Origin of the sequence: Rubripirellula tenax (assembly GCF_007860125.1) — a bacterium.
Lineage (GTDB): Bacteria > Planctomycetota > Planctomycetia > Pirellulales > Pirellulaceae > Rubripirellula > Rubripirellula tenax.
Genome location: NZ_SJPW01000001.1, coordinates 320,818 through 341,531, shown reverse-complemented (window position 1 = coordinate 341,531; position 20,714 = coordinate 320,818). Strand labels below are relative to the sequence as shown.

8 protein-coding genes are annotated in these 20,714 nt (G+C 56.5%); all 8 read left to right on the top strand.

The window, feature by feature from the left end:
- The first annotated feature begins 136 nt into the window (after window positions 1-136).
- The 8 genes from Poly51_RS01285 (at window position 137) to Poly51_RS01250 (ending at window position 20,708) form a co-directional block, all read left to right on the top strand.
- Window positions 137-2,356 (top strand): sulfatase-like hydrolase/transferase, encoded by a 2,220-nt coding sequence (locus tag Poly51_RS01285; protein ID WP_146455060.1) that lies wholly within the window; start codon window positions 137-139, stop codon window positions 2,354-2,356.
- A gap of 7 nt (window positions 2,357-2,363) precedes the next feature.
- The gene (locus Poly51_RS01280) at window positions 2,364-4,175 is read left to right on the top strand and encodes an NPCBM/NEW2 domain-containing protein (protein WP_146453544.1); all 1,812 of its coding nucleotides are present in this window, start codon (window positions 2,364-2,366) and stop codon (window positions 4,173-4,175) included.
- Between the two features lie 70 nt (window positions 4,176-4,245).
- Window positions 4,246-4,638 carry a DUF3859 domain-containing protein gene (locus tag Poly51_RS01275; RefSeq protein WP_146453543.1) on the top strand — a complete coding sequence of 131 codons (393 nt, stop codon included), beginning with the start codon at window positions 4,246-4,248 and terminating at the stop codon, window positions 4,636-4,638.
- Window positions 4,639-4,822: 184 nt separating this feature from the next.
- On the top strand, window positions 4,823-5,359 hold the full coding sequence (locus Poly51_RS01270) for a BLUF domain-containing protein (protein WP_146453542.1): 537 nt from the start codon (window positions 4,823-4,825) through the stop codon (window positions 5,357-5,359).
- Window positions 5,360-5,426: 67 nt separating this feature from the next.
- Window positions 5,427-5,954 carry a response regulator gene (locus Poly51_RS01265; protein WP_146453541.1) on the top strand — a complete coding sequence of 176 codons (528 nt, stop codon included), beginning with the start codon at window positions 5,427-5,429 and terminating at the stop codon, window positions 5,952-5,954.
- Between the two features lie 194 nt (window positions 5,955-6,148).
- Window positions 6,149-16,693 carry an SdrD B-like domain-containing protein gene (locus Poly51_RS01260; RefSeq protein ID WP_146453540.1) on the top strand — a complete coding sequence of 3,515 codons (10,545 nt, stop codon included), beginning with the start codon at window positions 6,149-6,151 and terminating at the stop codon, window positions 16,691-16,693.
- 215 nt (window positions 16,694-16,908) lie between these two features.
- Window positions 16,909-18,798 carry a TolC family protein gene (locus tag Poly51_RS01255; RefSeq protein WP_146453539.1) on the top strand — a complete coding sequence of 630 codons (1,890 nt, stop codon included), beginning with the start codon at window positions 16,909-16,911 and terminating at the stop codon, window positions 18,796-18,798.
- Entirely contained in the window at window positions 18,795-20,708 is a 1,914-nt protein-coding gene (locus Poly51_RS01250; protein WP_146453538.1) for a preprotein translocase subunit SecA, read from the top strand. The genes Poly51_RS01255 and Poly51_RS01250 overlap by 4 nt, the downstream gene beginning before the upstream one ends.
- The last annotated feature ends 6 nt before the right edge of the window (window positions 20,709-20,714 follow it).

Sequence of the window (20,714 nt, the reverse complement as noted above, 5' to 3'; positions counted from 1 at the left end):
GGGTTAGAATCTAGCCTCGCGTGCTGGCGCACCGAATCGCCCGCGCCACCGATCACCCGTCGTCTATGCGGCTGGCAACTTGCTTTCGCCCCCACCTTTGTGCCCCCTGGATGCCATGAGAGTCGCTTTTCCTGCAATGCTTTTTGTTTTGATCGCCGTCACAAACGTGTTGGCGGAGGATTCGAAAGACGCGAAGCAGCCGAACATCGTTTTCTTTTTCACCGATGACCAAACGACCAGCACGCTTGGATGCTATGGCAACGGTCAGATACAAACGCCGAACATCGACGCCATCGCCGCACGGGGGACTCGGTTCGAGAATGCGTTCGTCTCGCAGTCGATCTGCTGGGTCAGTCGTACGACGATTCTGACTGGCCTAACCGGACGCAGTTACGGGACCGCCGCCAACCCAGAGTTCGCGCGGGCGGACGCCGTCGAAACACTTTACACCGACGTGCTGCGAGACAACGGTTATCGGACGGGCTATTTCGGAAAGTGGCACGCAAAGATGCCGAAGGAGTTTCAACGCGAAGACCATTTTGACGAAGTCGAAGTGATTGGCCGCAACCCGTATTACAAACGACAAGCCGACGGAACGCTGCGACACGAAACCGACGTGATCGTTGATCGAGGCATCGACTTCGTAAAATCGCAACCCAAGGACAAACCTTTCGCGCTGAACATGTGGTTCAACGCATGTCATGCCGAAGACAGCGATCGTCGACCGGGGATTGGCCATTTCCCATGGCCTCGCGAACTGGACGGCATGTACGACGACATCACGATCCCGAGTCCGCGACTGGGCGATCCGGCAATCTTCGAAGCTCTACCCGACTTCTTGAAAACAACGATCAACCGCGAACGTTTTTTCTGGCGCTGGAATACCGACGCCAAATATCAGACCAACATGCGAGCCTACTATCGCATGGTCACGGGTATCGACCGGGCGATCGGCCGTTTCATGGACGCACTTGACGAGGCCGGATTGGCGGAAAACACGATCGTTGTTTACACCGCGGACAACGGGTACTACATGGGCAATCGCGGATTGGCGGGCAAATGGTCTCACTACGAGGAAGCGTTACGAGTCCCGATGATCATCGCCGATCCTCGGCTGCCGGCCAGCCAACAAGGCAAGACGACCGACGCCATGGCGCTCAACTTGGACCTTCCATCAACCTTCGTGGATTGGGCGGGCGGCGAGATACCGAACCGCTATCAGGGCCGCAGTTTGCGTCCCATTGTCGAAGACGCAAAGCCGACCGATTGGCGAAGCGAAACGTTCCACGAACATTTTGCAGTCCGAAATCGCATTCCCGCCTTCGAAGGTCTGCGCAACGAAAAGTACAAATATGTCCGCTATTTTGACGACGGGAACCACGAGTTCTTGCATGACTTGGTCAACGATCCCGACGAATTGGTGAACCTTGCCCCTGATCCGGATCACGCCGAAACGCTAACGGCGATGCGCAATCGGACGACCGCTGTCGTTGCCGAACTGGGGGGCCCGTTGGACCCGTTGGCCGATCCGTTCACCGATTCAACGGTGCCGCATCCCGAAGCCGCTGCGAACGTGGGTGCCAAAGTGGACAAAGATGGTTTTGTCAGAATCTTTGACGGAAAATCGCTGCGTGGTTGGACGTCACTTTCCGATTCGCCCGACGCGGACTATTGGTCGGTCGAGGACGGAGCCATGACGGGCAAGACGGACGGATCTTTGAAGATGAACCACTTCATCACTTGGGAACAGTCGACGGTTCAGAACTTTGATCTACGAGTCAAAGTCAAGGTGACCGCCGGTGGGAACAGCGGACTGCAGTACCGTGGCACGTCGCGGTCCGATATGGGGCTGGACGTCGTGACGGGCTACCAATGCGATGTCGTCGCGGATAACCCGAACTACAACGGCATGTTGTACGAAGAAAAGGGTCGCCGAATTTTGTCGCATACGGGCCAAAAAGTGATCGTCGACGTCGACGGATCACCTTGGATCGTTGGTGACTTCCCCGTCAAATCGTTCGAAGCGGACCAGTGGCACGACTACCGTGTCTTGGTCGAAGGCAACCATCATCGACACTGGATCGATGGTCACCCGACGGCTGACTTGATCGACTTGGACGTAAATGGCCGATCGCTCGAAGGTGTCTTGGCCGTTCAGGTTCACGTCGGACCGGCGATGAAGATCCAATACAAGGACTTCATGATCAAGCACTTGCCCGACGACCTGCCGTTGATGCAGGCCGCGGATCACCCGATCTCTGACGACGCTGTGGGTGTGAAGCCGCAGGGCAAGTTGCCCAAGAATTGGACACCGCCGATCTACGGCGAACGTCTCCCCACCGCTGCCGCGAACTGAGTCAGATATGAATTTACGATCGAACAGACTGTCAGTTCATCATTTCTTTCTCGCTGTAGTCGCCACTGCAGTCTTTGTTGCCGCTGCGGCTCCGGTGCATGGGGTTGATGCGCGTCCCCGCGCTGACGCGACAGAGATCGCGACCGCAGATCGCCGAATTCGGACTTCGGCAAACGCCGACGGTGTTGCGTCACCGGGTCAGGTCGTCGTCGTCTACTTCACCCCGAAGGATCGAACGCCAGCGGCGGACCACGTTGCTCGGATGCGGCGGATCGTGAATGAAACAGCCGGTTTCTATTCCTCGGAATTGGAACGCCACGGATTCCCCGATCGCACGATGAATGTTTTGCGCAACGCCGATGGCGAGGTAGATGTCATCGATGTTGTCGGGGACGATGCCGATGAAAGCTACGGAAAGCCTGACGGTGGTCGAATTCGTGACGAAGTGATACCGATTTTGCGACAGCGTCAGATCGATCCGGATCGCAGCGTGCTCTTGTTGTTTTGCAATCTGATGGACTACGACGCGGCGAAAAGTACGATTTCACATCACAGCCCATACTATGGCGGCGGCAATCGTCTATCGGGTACCGCGTGGCAGTGTGATTCAGAGTTGCTGGACCCGCTGCGACTTCGAGACACGACGCCGCTGCGAGACGGAGAGTACGGAAATATCACGATCGGAAAGCACGTTTCGATTTTTATCGGCGGTGTTATCCATGAACTAGGTCACGCGTTGGGGCTTCCCCATTGCCGCCAACGAAAGGACGAAGCGGTTCGCGGTACATCCTTGATGGGATCGGGCAATCGGACTTATGCCGAACAGTTGCGTGGGGAAGGGAAGGGCACGTTTCTGACCCAGACGCATGCGATACGATTGGCCGCGCATCCGGCGATGGTGTCTCGCGTTCCACGTTCGGTTGACACAAGATCCAGTGTGCAGTGGAACGATTTGCGAGTGTCCGTGGATGCAAATCGGTCGATTGTGGTTCGAGGCTCCGTCGAGTCTTCGATTGCGATACACGGAGTCATTGCGTATTTCGATCCCGAGGGCCACGGTGACTACGATGCAACGACGGCTTCAGCGGTTCCCCGGGAAGGCGGTGAGTTCGGATTGCAATGTGGCGATCTTCCGCCCGGTCGCCGAGGCCAGTTGCGACTGGTCACCTGTCATGTCAACGGATCCACGACTCAGCGTGTGTTTTCATACGAAGTGAATGGGACGGGGAAGCCGGTCGTTTCCTCGGCGCGGTTGGAGGTCGAGCTTGAACCGATGATCGAGGCGCTCCGACGCGAAAAGCTCGATGAGGCGAAGGCATTTCTAGCGGCGTCGTCGGGGGACGACGAAACGCTGCGTAAAATAGGCCAAGCCGTTATCGATCGTTTCGAAGACACCGACGCCTCGCCCGATAGGAAGTATTTGAGCGAGTGGACGCCCCTTTCCGAGTCCGTCGGGTGGTTGAAGCCAACGTACGATTGCGTCCCCGATCAGCAGCGTTTGCTGTCCATTGATGGTGACTATTTTGCGAGAGGGATTTATGCCCATGCGCCGGCCGAACATGGCTATCATCTCGACGGCGAATGGAAACGATTGACTGGTCGATGCGGCTTGCAAGCCGAGCATCCTGGTAGCGTCGGATTTCAAATTCTTGGTGATGGAAAAGTTCTTTGGCGAGCCAAGAAAATGCAACTCGGTGAATCGGCTACGTTCGACATTCCAGTTGCCGGTGTCAACACGCTCACCTTGCGAGTCGACGAAGGGGGTGATGGAGCGGGGGGCGATTGGGGTGTCTGGATCGAGCCGCTCGTATCGCGATAATTTGATTGGCAACATCCTCGCAGCACGTAAGTGGCGTGCTGGAGTTCACGATTGAGATACTGAAGAGCTGATGGCGAAACGGAAACCGGAAATCAAGATGCGAAGTTTCGGCATCTACGCGGACTGGGATCCCGATACAAAGGAGTTACCTCGCTTTTTGAACGCGACCACGCGGGTCGAAGCGAAAGTGGGTGTGGAATTCGGTTTCATCATCAACGCCAAGAATTGTAAAAATCTTGAACTGGATTTTTGTATCGACCATCCCGGCATTCTGGATGCGGATGGCAAGCGTCGCGAGCCTTTCGACGGCAGTGTGTACGTGAAGTCGAACGATTGGAACTTCTATCTGGGCGACACGATTTGGGAACCCGTTGCCGACAAAATCGGTCTTTGGTGCCTGTTTTTGTCGATGGGTGACACGATCGTCGCACAGAAGACGTTCGACCTTTACCAGGCCGACTGATTGCGGCTGGCAATCCGGACAACCGATGCAATCGACCATGTCAGGGTATTCCTGACACGAATTCTGGTGCCATTCCCTGCCTAAGAGGCGAAGTTGACACAGGCTTCACCTAGCATGACGGCGGCACTTTGGCCGGTTTGAGTTAAGCACGGGGGAAACACGTACTTGGCCCAACGATCTATTCATGAAATCTAATCTGCAACCTGCCAGACCGCTGAAGCAACTGGTCTACACCAGTTCCGCGATCGCGTCGTTCGATCCATTGGAACTTGAACACCTGTTGGAAAGGTCTCGCCATCGAAACCAGATGGCGGCGATCACGGGCGTCCTTCTGTATCGCGACTCGACGTTTTTCCAAGTATTGGAAGGACCGGTCGACGCCGTCGACGCACTGTTCCAGCGCATTGAAAGCGACCCACGACATGCCAAAACCGTCGTGTTGTCCAGTCAGAAAATCAAGAGTCGGAATTTCGGCGATTGGCCCATGGGTTTCGCCCATCAGCCCAACGTCATCGAACAGTTACCGGGCTTCGTCGACTTCTTTGCTCGGACCGACCCGACCGAATTCACCGCCAGTGAATCGCACCCGGAACCCCGTTTCACGGATCTGAGGAAAAACTCTCAGCGGATGCGACAGATCCTAGAGGGATTTCGCCGCGGACGTTGGCAACGAAGCGAGTTTCAAGAGCGACATCTGGCTTCGCTGAGCAGTGCTTCCTGAAGCAGTGCCTTTCGCGGCTTCCGTGAAGTTCAAACACATTCCAATTTAGTACCTCGGGAACGATTCGATGGCAGCGATTCTCTTACTCGACAACGACAGAGACCTGTTGTGTGCGATGCGGCGTTTTCTGCGAGACCAACCGTGCGACTTGTTCATCGCCAGTTCCACCGAAATGGCCATGGATATGTTCCGTCGGTGCAAGTTCGACATCGTCGTCGTGGATCGTACGCTTGCTAGTCGTTCCCGGATGGACCTGCTCGCTTGGCTCGCCAAGCATTTTCCCGATACCGTTCAAGTTGTGATGTCGGGAAACACGAAGTTGGAAACGACGGAAATGGAACAGGATCAGAAACATGTGTTCCGACTTCTGGCCAAACCGATCGCTGATTCAGAACTAGCGTTTGCAATTCGTGACAGTCTGGTTGTTTGCAAGTCGCCATCGAGGCCAACGGATCGTCGGGTGTCCGCGGGAGTTCGCGACGCTACGCGAAAACGGCAAACATCGATCGAATCTTTGAGGCCCGTTCCGTACCGCAGGACTGGGCGGCGTGGATTGGTTCGTTACAAATCGATTCAGTTCGCTACGACCAATTGATTCGAATTGCGCAATCGGCGCGAGCCGCAAAAGCGGACGGGGTTTCGCAAAAAGGAGATCTTCTTTGATGCGTAAGGTTTGCCACAGGCAAATATGCGAGCTAGGGTTGATTGCCCCCTGATTCGATATGGATTGATCGATCAGTTTCCGTTGGGTAGGACCCGACCGTAGCACGACGCTCTGAGTTTTTAGACATGACGTTTTTTTCGCGCCGACGCGTTCCCGCGTCTTCTCTGGTACTTCGTAGACTCGAAGACCGCGTACTTTTCGATGCTGCAATGGAAATGGCAGCCGAAGAGATGGACATGGAAGCTGCCGCGTCGTCTTTCGACGCACCGACATCAAGCTTCGCTGAAGATTCGACCTTGGTGTATCCCGACCTTTCCGGTGGCATCCAAGAAGTGGTTTGCTACGCGGCTTTCGATACGCGACGAGAGCTGCTGATCATCGATACGCAAGTGTCGAACTATCAGCAACTCGTGGACGATCTGATGCAGTCGCAATCCGGGTCCCGTGAACTCGAGATCGTGTTCTTGGATGCGGACCGAAACGGTATCGATCAGATTACCGAATTATTGTCCACTCGGAACGACCTCGACGCGATCCATCTGATATCGCACGGCGAAGACGGCGCCATTCGAATTGGCAACTCTTGGTTGACATCCGAAAGCCTGACCGGCTACGCCGGTGACGTTGCGAATTGGGGCGCGTCGCTATCGATCGGTGGCGATGTGTTGATCTACGGTTGCGAAGTCGCACAGTCGAGCGAGGGGCAAGGATTCGTCAACTCGCTTTCGGCGCTGATGTCAGCCGATATCGCAGTTAGCGCAGACGATACCGGTGCTGCGGAACAGGGCGGCGATTGGGATTTGGAATACCACGTCGGTGAGATCGAATCGAACGTCGCGTTCTCGACGCAATTGCAATCGGAGTATCAATCGATCTTTGCCGTCGGACCAACCGCTACGATCTCGGGCGATCAAGAAGTCCAGATCGGCGAAAACTTCAATTTCACGGTCACGTTCGACAATGCAGGCAGCACCACGGGCTACGGTCCCTTCGTTGATTTGATATTTCCTGTCAACGGAATCGATGGACTAGCGGGAACAGGGACCGCCGACGGGATCGACTTTGTGTCCGCGTCGTATCTCGGACATAGTCTGAACGTTGTTGAACTCATCTTTCCCGACGATGGTGGCGGAACGGGCACCGTCGACCACCCGTTCGCTTTCGATTCCGCTGGCAATCCATTGCAGGTTACCGGTGTTGCGGGTGACAAATTGGTCGTTGTCGAGTTGCCTTTCGGATCGGTAACGTCGGCCCAACCGGAAATCGCGATCAATATCAGGGCATCCGTTAGCAACTTAGCGGACCTTGGCAGCGATTTGATCATTCAAACACGTAGTGGTTTCCGCTACGGCCAGGATGCGTTGGATAACCCGACGACGGACCCGTCCGTGGTCAGCGATTTGGGGACGAACGTTACCAACCCGGCAATCGCGGCTGAAAACTGGACCGAGCAGATCGCGATCACGCCGACGTTGATGTCGGTGGGCAAAACGTATGTCGGTCCTGAGGACGAAACCGCTACGGGTCCCAATTTCGTACACCAGTACGTCGTCGCCGTCGATATCGCGGACGGCCAAACAATCACCGCATTGGACATTATCGATTCGCTGCCCGACAACATTGTGGTGACATCGGTCGATAGCGTATTGGTCAACGGAGCGTCCGCAGCAAGTACCAATAACCTTGGATCGCTGACCACGCCCGGCACCAACCAAGAATTGATCGTTTCGCTAACCAATGCGGTAACGGGCACGTCATCGGACACCGACGTGCTGGTGACGTTCAGCTTCTACGTCGCGGAGTTTGATGCTTCGGCTGCCCGCGTCATTCCCGTCAACGGCGAAGATGATGGGGCGTCATCGGTATCTGTCAACAACGTTCGCGCCGTGGGCGACTGGACACCGATCGACACGCGCGACACGGGCGGCACGAACAATGCAGTGTCGGACCCCGCCGGTGACGAGCACGTGCTGGATGACAAGGCGATCGCGATCCAAAAGTCGGTTGCGGTGGTTACGGATACGGGATCCGTGGGCGCAACGCCAGGCGATACGCTCGAATATACGTTGACGTTCCAAATCTCGGACTACTACACGTTCGGTGACCTCGTCATTTTGGATACATTTCAAGACGGTCAAACTTTTGACTTCGCGTACGGTGCGACCTTCGACATCACCGACTTTAACGGCAACGTGACTGGAACGTTCACAGTACACGAAGTCGCCAACGTGGACGGCACGACCACCTTGGTCGTTGACCAGACTCAGATCGATACGGCCGACGACGGTTCGGAAGACGGAACCACACCCGACGGTTCCGATGGATCGACAACATTGACGTTTGACGTGTCGAGAGTCCTTCAAGACAGCGGCGCCGCCGACGGCGTCTTGCAGGGCGGGTTGTCGATCGACGGAAATGACTCGATCAATCGCGGGGCAGCGACCGGAACGATTCGCTTCCGCACCGTGATCCAAGAGGACTATACGGACTCGTTCCTGTCCGGTGACCGCAGCGTTGACCAAGGTGACGTGATCACGAACAGTTCGTTGCAAATCACGGGCACCGTTCGCCAGAACGCGGAAGCAAACGGATTGACCGGTGACATCACACAAGTCATCGGCAATGAAGAGGACACCAGCGCCGCCAGCATCCTGATAGAAAGCGGCACACTGACCAAAGAAGTGTATGCCATCAACGGCAACACGACACTGCCTATGGGGCAAAACGGTTTACCGGTCTTGGTCGCCGGGGATGTGGTGACGTATCGCATTCGCTACGTCGTCCCGACGAGTGACTTTGAACAGTTGCGGATCAGCGATTATTTACCGCTGCCGATCTTCAGTGCGGACGATCACAACGCCGACGGTATCGGTGGCGATACTTGGACGTTCAACGTGGGGGGATCCTTTGATGCGACGGCTCCGGCGTCCGGCGTGATCGAATTCGGTGCGGGTGACACGTTTTACAACTCCGACGGACCCAATTCAAACATCGTTCCAACGATCACCGTCAACAGCAGCAACGGTGTAGAACTGTATTTCGGTGACTACGACGATCCGACCAGCGGTGGGGACACGATCGAGTTGTACTTGAGTGTTACGGCACAAGATGCTCCGACGGCAGACGGACTGTTCTTGACGAACATTGTTCGCGTCGAAGAAGGCACGACGCAGCAAACGCCGAACGTCATCGACCGGATCATTCAGATCGAAGTCACTCAGCCAGAGCTGAATATTCAAAAAGGTGTGATCAGCACGAACGCGGCTGGAGCGACCTTTAGCGGTGCGACCGGACCGACGGGAATCACGTTCGCGGCGGCCGGAACAGTTGGATCGCCGTTCAGCGGCGGCGTGATCCATTCGGACCGCTTGGCGGTGACAGGGATCGACGCCAATCTGACAGGCGGCATCGATGCGGGCGATATCGTGCGTTACGCGATTGTGATTGAGAACACGGGAAACAGCAGCCGCGGGGCCTTCGACGTCCAACTGAAGGATCTGTTGCCAACCGGCATGAGCTACGTATCGGGCAGTTTGCAAGTCGTTGATGGCACCGGAGCCGCGGTGGCGTTTTCGGATGTCAACGGCGGCAATCCGGGGCTGTTCGGCGACGGAATCGAGCTGAGCGATCCGGGTGCGACTCCGGCGACCGCTGACGGAACCAACGCCGGCGCTATCGACGGATACAATGCCACGAGCGGTCGAAACGTGATCATCGTCTTTTACGATGCAGTTGCCGGCACGATCGTTGCGCCAGATGCAACGCTGGTGAACACGGTTACGCTGGCCAACTATGCCGGACGTGAAGGTGGTGAGGACCACACACCAACGGATTTGACCGATGATGCGTCGGTAACGACTAAGAACGTTGCTGCCACCAAGTCGATCGTGACGACCAGCGAGGCTCTCACCACCTTTGAAAGTGGTATCGAACGGGTAACCATCGGTGAAATCGTCCGATATCGAATCTCGGTCGAGTTGCCAGAGGGCAGCATCACCAACATGCAGATTCGCGACGTGTTGCCAGCCGGTTTGACCTTTATCGATGACGGCACCGCGACACTGGCTTTCGTTTCGGATTCCGGAACGATCACGTCCAGCACTCAGTCGGGCGCCGGACTCGCATCGACATCGTCATCGGTTGTTCCGACCTACCAGCTAACCGATTCCGCGATCTCGATCTCCGCTTCGGTCAACAACGACAACTATCAAACAGGAAGCGACGTCTACTTCAAATTGGGCGATGTCACGAATGCCGAAAGCGACGCGAATGCTGAATATGTGATCGTTGAATTCAACGCTCTGGTGGACAACAACAGCATTTCGGCAGCGAACCGGAACGATGCGGGCGAATTGCTTTACAACGACGTGTATGTCTACACCGGCGGGACGCTGTTGTACGATTTGCCCAACGGCAATCGTCCGGTTCTTTCGGTGGTTGAGCCGTTGATCACGAACGTCAACAAGACCGCTGATGTGACGATGGGCGATGCCGGAGATACGGTGACGTACACGATCACATTCACGCCCACATCCAACGTCGACAACTCCGACGCGTTTGATGTTCGATTGCTTGATACGATCCCTGGCAAGATGACGTTTGGTTCGATCACTTCGGTCACGGTAGGTGGGGTCGCCGCCACGCCAACGAATAACTCGGCAGGCAACACGATCGATTTGACCTTCGCACGTGTCAACGAAGGACAAACCGTTTCGATCACCTACACGGCCACGATCAACGCGTCCGTCAACCCCAACGAAGTGCTGACGAACACCGCCTCGGTCACGTATTCCAGCTTGCCGGGTGCGTTGGGCACGGGGGCGAATGCGACCGGCAGCAGTCTGGCGTCTCTCAGTGGCGTCAACACGAACAACGGGGCCGGAGAAACGGGATCAACGATTTACAGCCCTACCAGCGGTTCGTTCCGTGGCGAACGGAACGGTTCGGGTGGAACGACGGGCAACCCCAATGACTACGCGGACACCGATCCCCATTCGGTCACGATTGACGGTGTGACGTCCGTCACCAAAACTCTGATTTCGACAGAATTCGTCGATGCGTTCAACGGGGCATCCGATGTGGTGATCGGCGAACTGGTGACTTACGAAATCGTTGTGACGTTTCCCGAAGGCACGATCCCGTCGGCACAGGTGGTCGATACGTTGGATTCAGGTCTAGCGTACGTTGGCATGGTTTCCAGTAGCGTCAACGACTTAAGCTTCTCGGGTTCATTGACGCCAACGGTGACGGGTGACGGGCGGATTGTCACGTGGAACCTTGGAAGTGTCAGTGACACGAATCTGAGCAATGATACCGACGGGACGGTCACGCTCCGCTATCAAGCGGTGGTGCTGAACGTTGCCGGAAATCAGACCAGCACAGCGTTAGATAACTCGGCAACCTTTACGTGGGGCGGAAACCCGGCAACCGCGGTGACTGTCGACGCAGCCGATGTGACGGTCGTCGAGCCGGTCATTGCGATCAATACCGGTATCACCGTCAATGGAAACGTCGGCCAAGCAAACGGCGATGCCGGAGATACGATTCGCTACACGATCACGCTTGCAAACTCGGGGCCCGTCGACGCGTTTGACCTTGGGTTTAGCGACGCGTTACCGACGCTATCTGGCGGTTCGTCGGCGATCACAGGTGCGACGTTTTCGCTGAATGACTCGGCCGGATTGTTAACAGCCAGTGACTTTGAATTGTTGGGCAGCAACGCAACCGGATATACGTTGTCGCTCAAGAGTGGCGTCGACTTTGACATGTTGAAGTCGCAGACGGGACGAGTGGTCACATTGATTGTTGACGGAACCGTCGCCAGCGGTGTCTTCCCCAATCAATCGTTTAGCAACACGCCCGTCGTGACCTGGACAAGTATGAACGGCGATGTCGTTTCACGATCAGCGGCAACGACGGCGGACGATGGCGAGCGGGACGGCACCAACGCATCCGATACAACGCACGACTATGTCGCTAACGATCCTGTTGCTTTCACGGTCAATCCGCCTATCTTCACAAAGACTCTTTTCGGTACCGATCGAATCGAAACGTCGGGCAGCAATGTCACGGTCGGCGAGAACGTGACCTACGCCTTGCTGGTTCGCATGCCAGAGGGAACCGCAGCCGGTTTGACCGTCGTCGATCAGTTGCCCGACGGATTGAACTATGGCAACTACTCGATCGTGACCAGCGCGGCCGCGTCGGGCGGACTGTTGGTGTCGGATTACAACGGAACCTTCACTGCGCCCACCGTTTCCGGCGGCGTCGCCGATGGCGATGATGTTACATTCACATTCGGTTCGATCACGACCACCGTTGACAATGTCGCCGACAATAATGCGTTTTTAATTTTGGTGACCGCTGCGGTAAGCGACGTATCGGGCAACGTCGGCTATGGCAGCGGTCAAACGACCCTTGCCAATAACGCAACGCTTGACGTTTCGGGTGACGGGGCTGGGCCAATCACTTCAAACACGGTCAACACGTCGGTCGTCGAATCGAACTTGGCGATCACAAAGAACATCGTCGCTGCCTTGGCGAACGCCGGCGACACGATGACGATTGCTCTATCGGTAACCAATTCAGGACTCGGCAACGCTTACGACGTCGTCATCGAAGACACACTGCTGGCGGCTCAGTACGATTTGACCAGCATTGCAACGGGAACGTCGGGCAGCGAATACCCTTCGGATTTCACCGCATCGTACACTCCCGGGACGGGGCTGCTGCGATACTCGGGTGGGACGATCGGCGTCGGCCAGACCGTCACGTTCACGTTCGCGGCTAAGTTGACCGATACCGTGGCAACGGACGCTGTTCTTGTGAATACCGCCACCATCGAGAACGCGACATCGCTTAGCGGTACGGTCGCCGGCGAGCGAGACTCGACCGATCCCGACGGTGACGGCAGTGATACCAGCAGCGACTCGGTGCGAATTCGCGAACACAGCCTTGCCGGTTTCGTCTACTTCGATGCCGACAATGATGGCGTCTTTGATTCCGGCGAAACGGGCATCCAAAATGTGAGTATCCGACTGCAGGGTACGGATCACTTGAACCAAGCAGTCGATACAACGATTCAAACGCTAGCTAACGGGTCGTATCTGTTCGCTGATTTGAGACCGGGGACGTACTCGATCACGCAAACGCAACCCACCGTGGCCGTTTCGGGCAAGGACTATCTGGACGGACGCGATACGATTGGAACACCCGGCGGCAATGCTACCGCCAACGACACGTTCACTTCGATCGTTCTTCCCCTCAACAGCGAAGTCGACGGGACGGCGAATAACTTCGGCGAGCTCGAAGAAGCCGAAATCAGCGGATTCGTCTACCACGACGCTGACAACGATGGCGTAAAAGATCTCGGCGAGGCTACGATCGGCGGCGTGGTGGTGACGTTGACGGGCACCGATGATTTAGGCGCAATCGCGTCTCAGACGTTCACGACTCTGGCGGACGGCGCGTATTCGTTCGACGGTCTGCGACCGGGTACTTACACGCTTACCCAAACCCAACCCACGGGCAACGCGCCCTCGGGTCGTGCCTACATCGACGGTCGCGATACGGATGGGTCGCTTGCCAACGGCGACACGTCGGCCAACAACGTCATCTCATCCGTCGAATTGGTGGCTGCCGACACAGCGGTCAGCTACAACTTTGGCGAAGTGGTCGAATCAACGGTTTCGGGATACGTCTACCACGACACCGACAACGACGGCGAACGGACGGGCGAAGTGGGGTTGGGCGGTGTCACGATTACATTGACGGGCACCGACGATCTTGGAAATGTTGTCAATCGAACGACGACGACGTCCGCGGTTTCAGGATCCGAGGGCTACTACGAGTTCGCGAATCTGCGACCGAGCAACGGTTCTGGATACCGGATTTCCGAAACGACGCCAACCGGATACCTGGACGGCAAAGATAAGATTGGTACGCAAGGTGGCACACTTGGAAATGATCGCGTCGACAGCGTGATTGTATCGGACACCAACGGTACCGAAAACAACTTCGGCGAACTGTTGGCTTCCAGCCTTGCCGGTATCGTATTCAACGACAAGAACAACGACGGACTGTTCAACGGCACCGATGAGTTACTTAACGGCGTTTCGATTCGATTGACAGGTGTCGACGATGTTGGCAACGCCGTCGATGTCACGACGACGACCAGTAGCGGTGCGTACTCGTTTGACAACCTGCGTCCTTCGAATGCGACCGGATATACGATCACCGAAACACAACCGACGAGTTTCAACGACGGCATTCATTCCGATGGCTCGCTTGCCAATGGCGATGTCACCACCAGCAATGTGATTAGCAGCATCAACGTCAACCAGGACGTTGACGGCACGCAGTACAACTTCGCCGAGCGTGGAATCGGTATCGGCGGCACCGTCTTTGTTGACGACAGCCGCGATGGCGTTCTGCAGGCTGGCGAGTCGACGCGAATTTCCGGCGTGACGGTCCAGTTGTGGAACTCGGCAGGCACGGTATTGTTGGAGTCTCAAACCACGGGCGCCGACGGAAGCTATCTGTTCGTCAATCGGCCGGCGGGTGATTATCGCATCGTCCAGTTGCAGCCGAGTTTGTACACGACGACCTCCGCCAATACGTTAGACGTGACGTTGCCGTTGACCGGACTAAGCGGCCAGAACTTTGGCGAAGCCTTGTGGGACATCGGCGACCAAGTCTGGTTTGACGCCGATGGCGACGGCAACTTTGACGCGGACGAGCCTGGATTGGGGAATGTCAGTGTCTCGCTGATTTATGCGGGCTCCAACGGAGTCTTTGGCGATTTCGACGATGTCACTTCGACGACGACGACCGCCGCAGATGGGACCTACACGTTTGCCGAACGGTTCAACGGAAACTACCGCGTGGTTGTCGGCGACGGAACGCTACCCATCGGACTAACCGGAACATCAGAAACCGACGATACACTCGCCGCGATCGACGGAACGTCCCATCTGACGGTTTTGGATGGGGATCGGCTTGAGATCGATTTCGGATACGCCGGAACGGGCCGCATCGGCGACACCGTTTGGTTGGACACCAACGGAGAAGGCCAGCGACGATCCGGCGAACCCGGACTGGCAAATATTTCCGTCAACTTGGAATTTGCCGGATTCGACAACACGTTTGGCACGGCGGATGATTTTTTGATGACTCGCACGACCGATGCCAATGGCGTGTACTCGTTCGGTCGGCTGCCAGCGGGATCGTATCGCGTCGCGGTCGATGGGGCCGACACTGACTTACCAGCGGACGTGGTAGCGATTGGCGGCGTCGATGCACGGCTTGGTGTCTCCAGCGTGACGCTGTCGGACGGCGGATTGAACCTGGACCAGGATTTCGCGTTCACGGGCACACTCTCGATCGGCGACACGGTGTTTGTCGATCATCTCGGGGACGGCGGTGCCATGAATCCGGGCGAAGGCGATCGAGGAATCAGTGGCGTTACCGTGACGTTGGACATTGATTTCGATGGCAACGGAACTTTCGATCATCAATTGACCACCGTGACGGATGCGAACGGAGCCTACTCGTTCGATCATCTGATCGCGGGCGACTACCGTGTCAACGTTGACAACTCGATGCTGGGAAACAGCATCGTGACGACGTCGACCTACGAGCGTGACGGAGTCACAGACAATCAAACGCTGGTAACACTGCCGGTCGGGACGAGTGCGACCGACGTGGACTTCGGTTATCCGGGTCAGGTCGACTATGCCGTTACGAACGAGTCATCGTTGACCAAGGCAGCCCGCGGCGGCGACACGTTCACCTACACGGTCACGGCAACGAACGTGGGCCAACGTGACGGAACCGGCGTATTCGTGACGGACACATTGCCGATCGGGATCTTGGATCCGGCCTCCATCATCAGCGACGACCCATCGAACACGATTTGGAATCCGATCACTGGCGAACTGACTTGGAACATCGGCGACTTGGACTACGGCGATTCACAAACGTTGGTCATAACCGTTTCGGTATTCAAGATTGTGGCGGATCCGTTGGCAGACACGATTGCGACGACTGCGGTGGTTGCTGACGATGGCGCAAATGGTTTGGAATCCAGGTACGACAACAACGTCGCTTCGACGCTGGATCCCCTGACCACGTTCGCATTCGATTCATTCAACGACCTGAGCCAGGGGCCGTTTCAATCGGCTCGCGATGATGGTTTTTACGGAAATGGCCCGGCCGGTTTGACGCGTGACCGAATGTTGCGTCCGATTCCGGTTGATCCGATCTTCAGCGGTCTGGCAGAACCCGGCACGACTCTCAGTCTGAGGATCTACGACGAAAACGGCCGTATCATGGGCGAGCGTCAAGTCGTCGCCGATGCGGGTGGTAACTGGATGGCAAACTTCCCGGGAACGGTGATTTGGAAGCACCCCCACAAGATGGAGATTGAGCAAACGGCGTCGATTCAAAATGACGTCAAGGATGCCGGATTCAATCTACGTCGGTACTTCCACCCCGCGACGCACCATTCGTTGTTCATGACGGAACGTCCCAGCGTAGCAGCCGTGATGCGTGAATTGCCGAGCGAAACGATCGAAGCCATGCACCAGGCTCACGTGAATCCGCTTAGCGTTGGAGTCCGCGCCCACTTGTACCAGTTGAATGTTGCGTCCACCAACGCTGCATCGAAGTAAAGAAATGCGGCTTGTGCGGAATGCTGCAGCGGATTTTGCGGATCAACCACGTCAACGGTGATCAAAGCAAAATATCGTCGCAATGTTCACAAGTGGCGATAGTGGTGACATGTTCAGGGATGTCTATGTAGGCGGCCGATATTGAGAAGCATCGGCGTGGGAATGTGCCTTCTTCGCCGAAGCCCCACTCCTGCATACTGTTGAATGGATTCACCATGCACCTACGTTTAGGCGTTCGCAAATTCGTGCGAGCAGGGACCGCGGTCCGTCGTCTTTTTCTCGCCGCCATCGTTGCTCCCGCTCTGTCCTCCAATTGCATGGGTCAGTACACCAGCGGGGGTGCAAACGTCGAAGCGTATCAGTCGCACATTGATACCGCCGCGATGTCGGACGCAGCAGAACAGGCGAGCATGGTGAACGTGGGTTCGATACCAACGGGATTCCAGCCCTGGTGGAATCAGTCGATCACGTCGACGCTGCAACCCGAGGCGACTTCTAAGCCAGTCGATATCGAATCGCTGTTGATTCGAACTCTCGAGCATTCCGCTCAAGTCAAGGTGTTCAGCGATCTGCCGTTGATTCGACAGACCGCGATCACCGAAGCGTGTGCGTCGTTCGACTGGTCGGCGTTCATGAACACGCGCTGGGACGATACATCGGATCCCGTTGGCAACACACTGACCACAGGTGGCGCCTCGCGTTACAACAACAACCAATGGACGGCAACCGGCGGAGTTGCCCGTCGCAATACCTACGGCGGACGTTTCGAAGCCGCGCAAGATCTGGGGTTCCAGAACACCAACAGTACGTTCTTCCAACCCAACGATCAGGGCACGTCACGCATCCGTCTCAGCTATGTCCAGCCGCTGATGCGTGGTCGCGGCCAAGTCTACAACAATAGCCTGGTCGTTCTTGCGAAAATTGACACGAGCGTTGCGAATGACGAGTTTTCGCGACAATTGCAGTCTCATCTGTTGGAGGTCACGCGAGCCTATTGGGCTCTCTACCTGGAACGCGTTTCGTTGATCCAGAAAAGACGTTTGCTTGAAATGGGCGTCGAGATCGCCGCCAATTTGGAAGCTCGTTCTTCGGTTGACGTGGTTGGAAGTCAACTCGTTCGCGTGAATGCGGCGGTCGCAAACCGTCGTGCGGAACTGGTGCGTGCCGAAATGGCGGTTCGCAACTCGCAAGACCGCATACAAGCTCTGGTGAACGATCCCGAGTTCGCGTTAGCTTTGAATCTTGAAATGATCCCGACTCACATGCCGATCCAGGACGTCGAGTCGCTAGAGATCGGAGATGTCTTGACGACCGCACTGCAGATGCGGCCCGAAGTCAATCAAGCGATCAAACAAGTGAAGGCCGCGTGCATTCGATTGGGTATGTCACGGAACGAATTGATGCCCCAATTCGATTTCATTGCCGAAACCTATGTCGCCGGACTGCGGGGTCGCAGCGATCTCGGCGGAGCTTGGGCGGATCAGTTCAGTGAGGGAACGCCAAGCTATGCGCTGGGCTTGGCCTATGAAATGCCGATCGGCAATCGTGCTGCACGTGCTCGGTTGACGCGGCGAACCTTGGAAGTACGCCAGCTTCAAAATCAATTCCGAGCGACGGTTGAAACGCTGTTGATGGAAACGAAGGTTGCCGCCAGAGAAGTCCGTACGTCCGAGCGAGATTCGGTTGCCAAGTATGTGTCCATGATGGCGGCCGCCAACCGGCTGGACAACGTTGTTGAACGCTGGGCGCACTTGCCAGGCGTAGACCAATCGGTTGGCCTGTACTTGGAAGACGTGCTGGACGCACAGTCGCAATTGACCGTCGCAGAATTTGAGTTCGCAAAAGCGCAAACGACGTACAACCTTTCGTTGATGAATCTGAAGCGTGCGACGGGAACGCTTCTGCAACACGAGAATATCACCTCGGGTGTCGGTTACTCGTGCGGGCTTCCGATGACGATGCTTGACAAAGACGGTATCGCATCCACTTCCATGGCCCCATCACTTCCCTACGTTGCTTCATCGGAAAGCATGGCTGTCCCAGATTCGGACTACTTGAACGATCAGACCGAAGTCGGGCTGATTGATGCGGGATTGATCGAATGAGAAAGTCCATTGCCGCGGCAATGCGAAACGCTTGGGCGAAGCGGCCCGGGGGAAACACCTTGGCGGACAAGCTTTTGATCTCGCGATCGGCTGAACGATCCGATGTGATGTCCCGCTGGTCGGCGGGCGAGTTTCGAAGTTCAGCGACGAGGCTTCCTCGTTCGAACTCTGCGGTCACAGATGCGAATTGGCTGATTGAGGCGCTGGCCATTTCACGTGAAGCCATTCGACGCGGATTGGGTGTGGTTCCCTACGACGTTCAGATCCTTGCAGGGTTGACCATGATTCGCGGCGGAATCGCCGAAATGCAAACGGGCGAAGGGAAAACGATCGCCGGTACGATTCCCGCCATGGTGTTAGCCATGTCGGGTCGGCAAGTACACGTCGCGACCACCAATGCGTACCTTGCCGCACGAGACCAACAGACGCTCGCACCGGCTTTCGAAACGATCGGATTGACGTGCGGATTATCGGAAGCGACGCAGTCGATCGACGCGAAAAAGGCTGCATACGGATGTGATATCACGTTCGCGACAGGTTACCAATTTGGCTTCGACTACCTGCGAGACCAGGTGAGCATCGCTAATCGACCGATTCGTCGGCTCGGTCGTGGCTTACGCGACCAGTTATCGGGTGATGCGAGCGAACCACTTCGGGTGCAGCGGCAGCACCATGTGGCCATCGTCGACGAAATCGACAGCGTGTTGATCGATGAAGCGATGACTCCCTTGGTGCTCAGTGCTGCATCGCCGTTTGACAATAACGATGCGATCGAAGTCGTGCGGTGGGCCAACGAATTTGTTGATGAGCTCCACGTCGACGACGATTTCGTCATCGATCCAAATACTGAGTCTGTCCGGTTGCTTCCCGAGGGGGCAAGGCGGGCGGCGGAGTGGCTAGGCGATCGCATGTCGGTTCAGGCTTGTTGGCGACTCGATCGGCCTTGGGCGGGATACGTGACTGCGGCGCTGCGTGCAAAGCATTTACTTGTTCGAAACAAAGACTATGTCGTTTGCGATGGCGAAGTCCAGATCGTTGACGGCCCGACTGGTCGAATCGTTCCCGATCGTCAATGGAACGAGGGACTCCACCAAGCGGTTCAAGCGAAGGAAGGTGTTGCGATCAACCACGAACGCGTAACGATCTCGCGGATTGCAAGGCAAAGCTATTTTCGGCGATACGTGCATCTGTCGGGGATGACGGGTACGGCTGGGAACCAACCGAAGCGGTGGAAGGCCGACTACGGCATGGGTGTTGAGACCATTCCGACGCGACTTCCATGCCTTCGTATCGAGCACGCGACGATGTACTTTGCGTCCGATGTTTTTCGTATGGAAGCGATCGGACGAGACGTCCTTGGCCGCAGTCGGTCGGGGCAACCGGTGCTGGTCGGTACTCGCTCGATCGACCAGTCGCAAAGGGTATCGGCGGCGTTGACTACCGTCGGCGTTGGCCACCGTTTGCTGAACGGATTGCAGGACCAACGCGAATCCGAACTCGTTGCCAGCGCTGGCGTCCGCGGCGCTGTCACGGTCGCGACCAACATGGCCGGTCGCGGCACCGATATCACTTCCGACGCTGACGCATTGTTGGCGGGTGGGCTGCACGTGATCGCCGTCGAACGCAACCTGACGCGGCGGGTTGATCGTCAATTGCTGGGCCGGGCCGGACGTCAGGGGCAACCGGGATCGGGACAGTTCATGATCGCGCCCGATGACGAACTGATCCGACGCTATACGCCAGGTCTTGCGAAGAAAATGCGTAACCTGAAAAACGCGGCATCGAATCGGGCTTGGGACCAGACAATTGAAGACTTGCAATGTGCCGTGGAGTTGGACCAGGCGGAAGTTAGAGAGTCAATCCTGAATAATGAAATTCACCTGAACGGACTGCGCCAGCACGTCGCCTAGATCTTG

What these genes read in the sequence shown, in the direction of transcription:
- Poly51_RS01285 (WP_146455060.1), top strand. Translation starts at nt 137, where the DNA reads ATGCTTTTTGTTTTGATCGCCGTCACAAACGTGTTGGCGGAGGATTCG.
- Poly51_RS01280 (WP_146453544.1), top strand. Translation starts at nt 2,364, where the DNA reads ATGAATTTACGATCGAACAGACTGTCAGTTCATCATTTCTTTCTCGCT.
- Poly51_RS01275 (WP_146453543.1), top strand. Translation starts at nt 4,246, where the DNA reads ATGGCGAAACGGAAACCGGAAATCAAGATGCGAAGTTTCGGCATCTAC.
- Poly51_RS01270 (WP_146453542.1), top strand. Translation starts at nt 4,823, where the DNA reads ATGAAATCTAATCTGCAACCTGCCAGACCGCTGAAGCAACTGGTCTAC.
- Poly51_RS01265 (WP_146453541.1), top strand. Translation starts at nt 5,427, where the DNA reads ATGGCAGCGATTCTCTTACTCGACAACGACAGAGACCTGTTGTGTGCG.
- Poly51_RS01260 (WP_146453540.1), top strand. Translation starts at nt 6,149, where the DNA reads ATGACGTTTTTTTCGCGCCGACGCGTTCCCGCGTCTTCTCTGGTACTT.
- Poly51_RS01255 (WP_146453539.1), top strand. Translation starts at nt 16,909, where the DNA reads ATGCACCTACGTTTAGGCGTTCGCAAATTCGTGCGAGCAGGGACCGCG.
- Poly51_RS01250 (WP_146453538.1), top strand. Translation starts at nt 18,795, where the DNA reads ATGAGAAAGTCCATTGCCGCGGCAATGCGAAACGCTTGGGCGAAGCGG.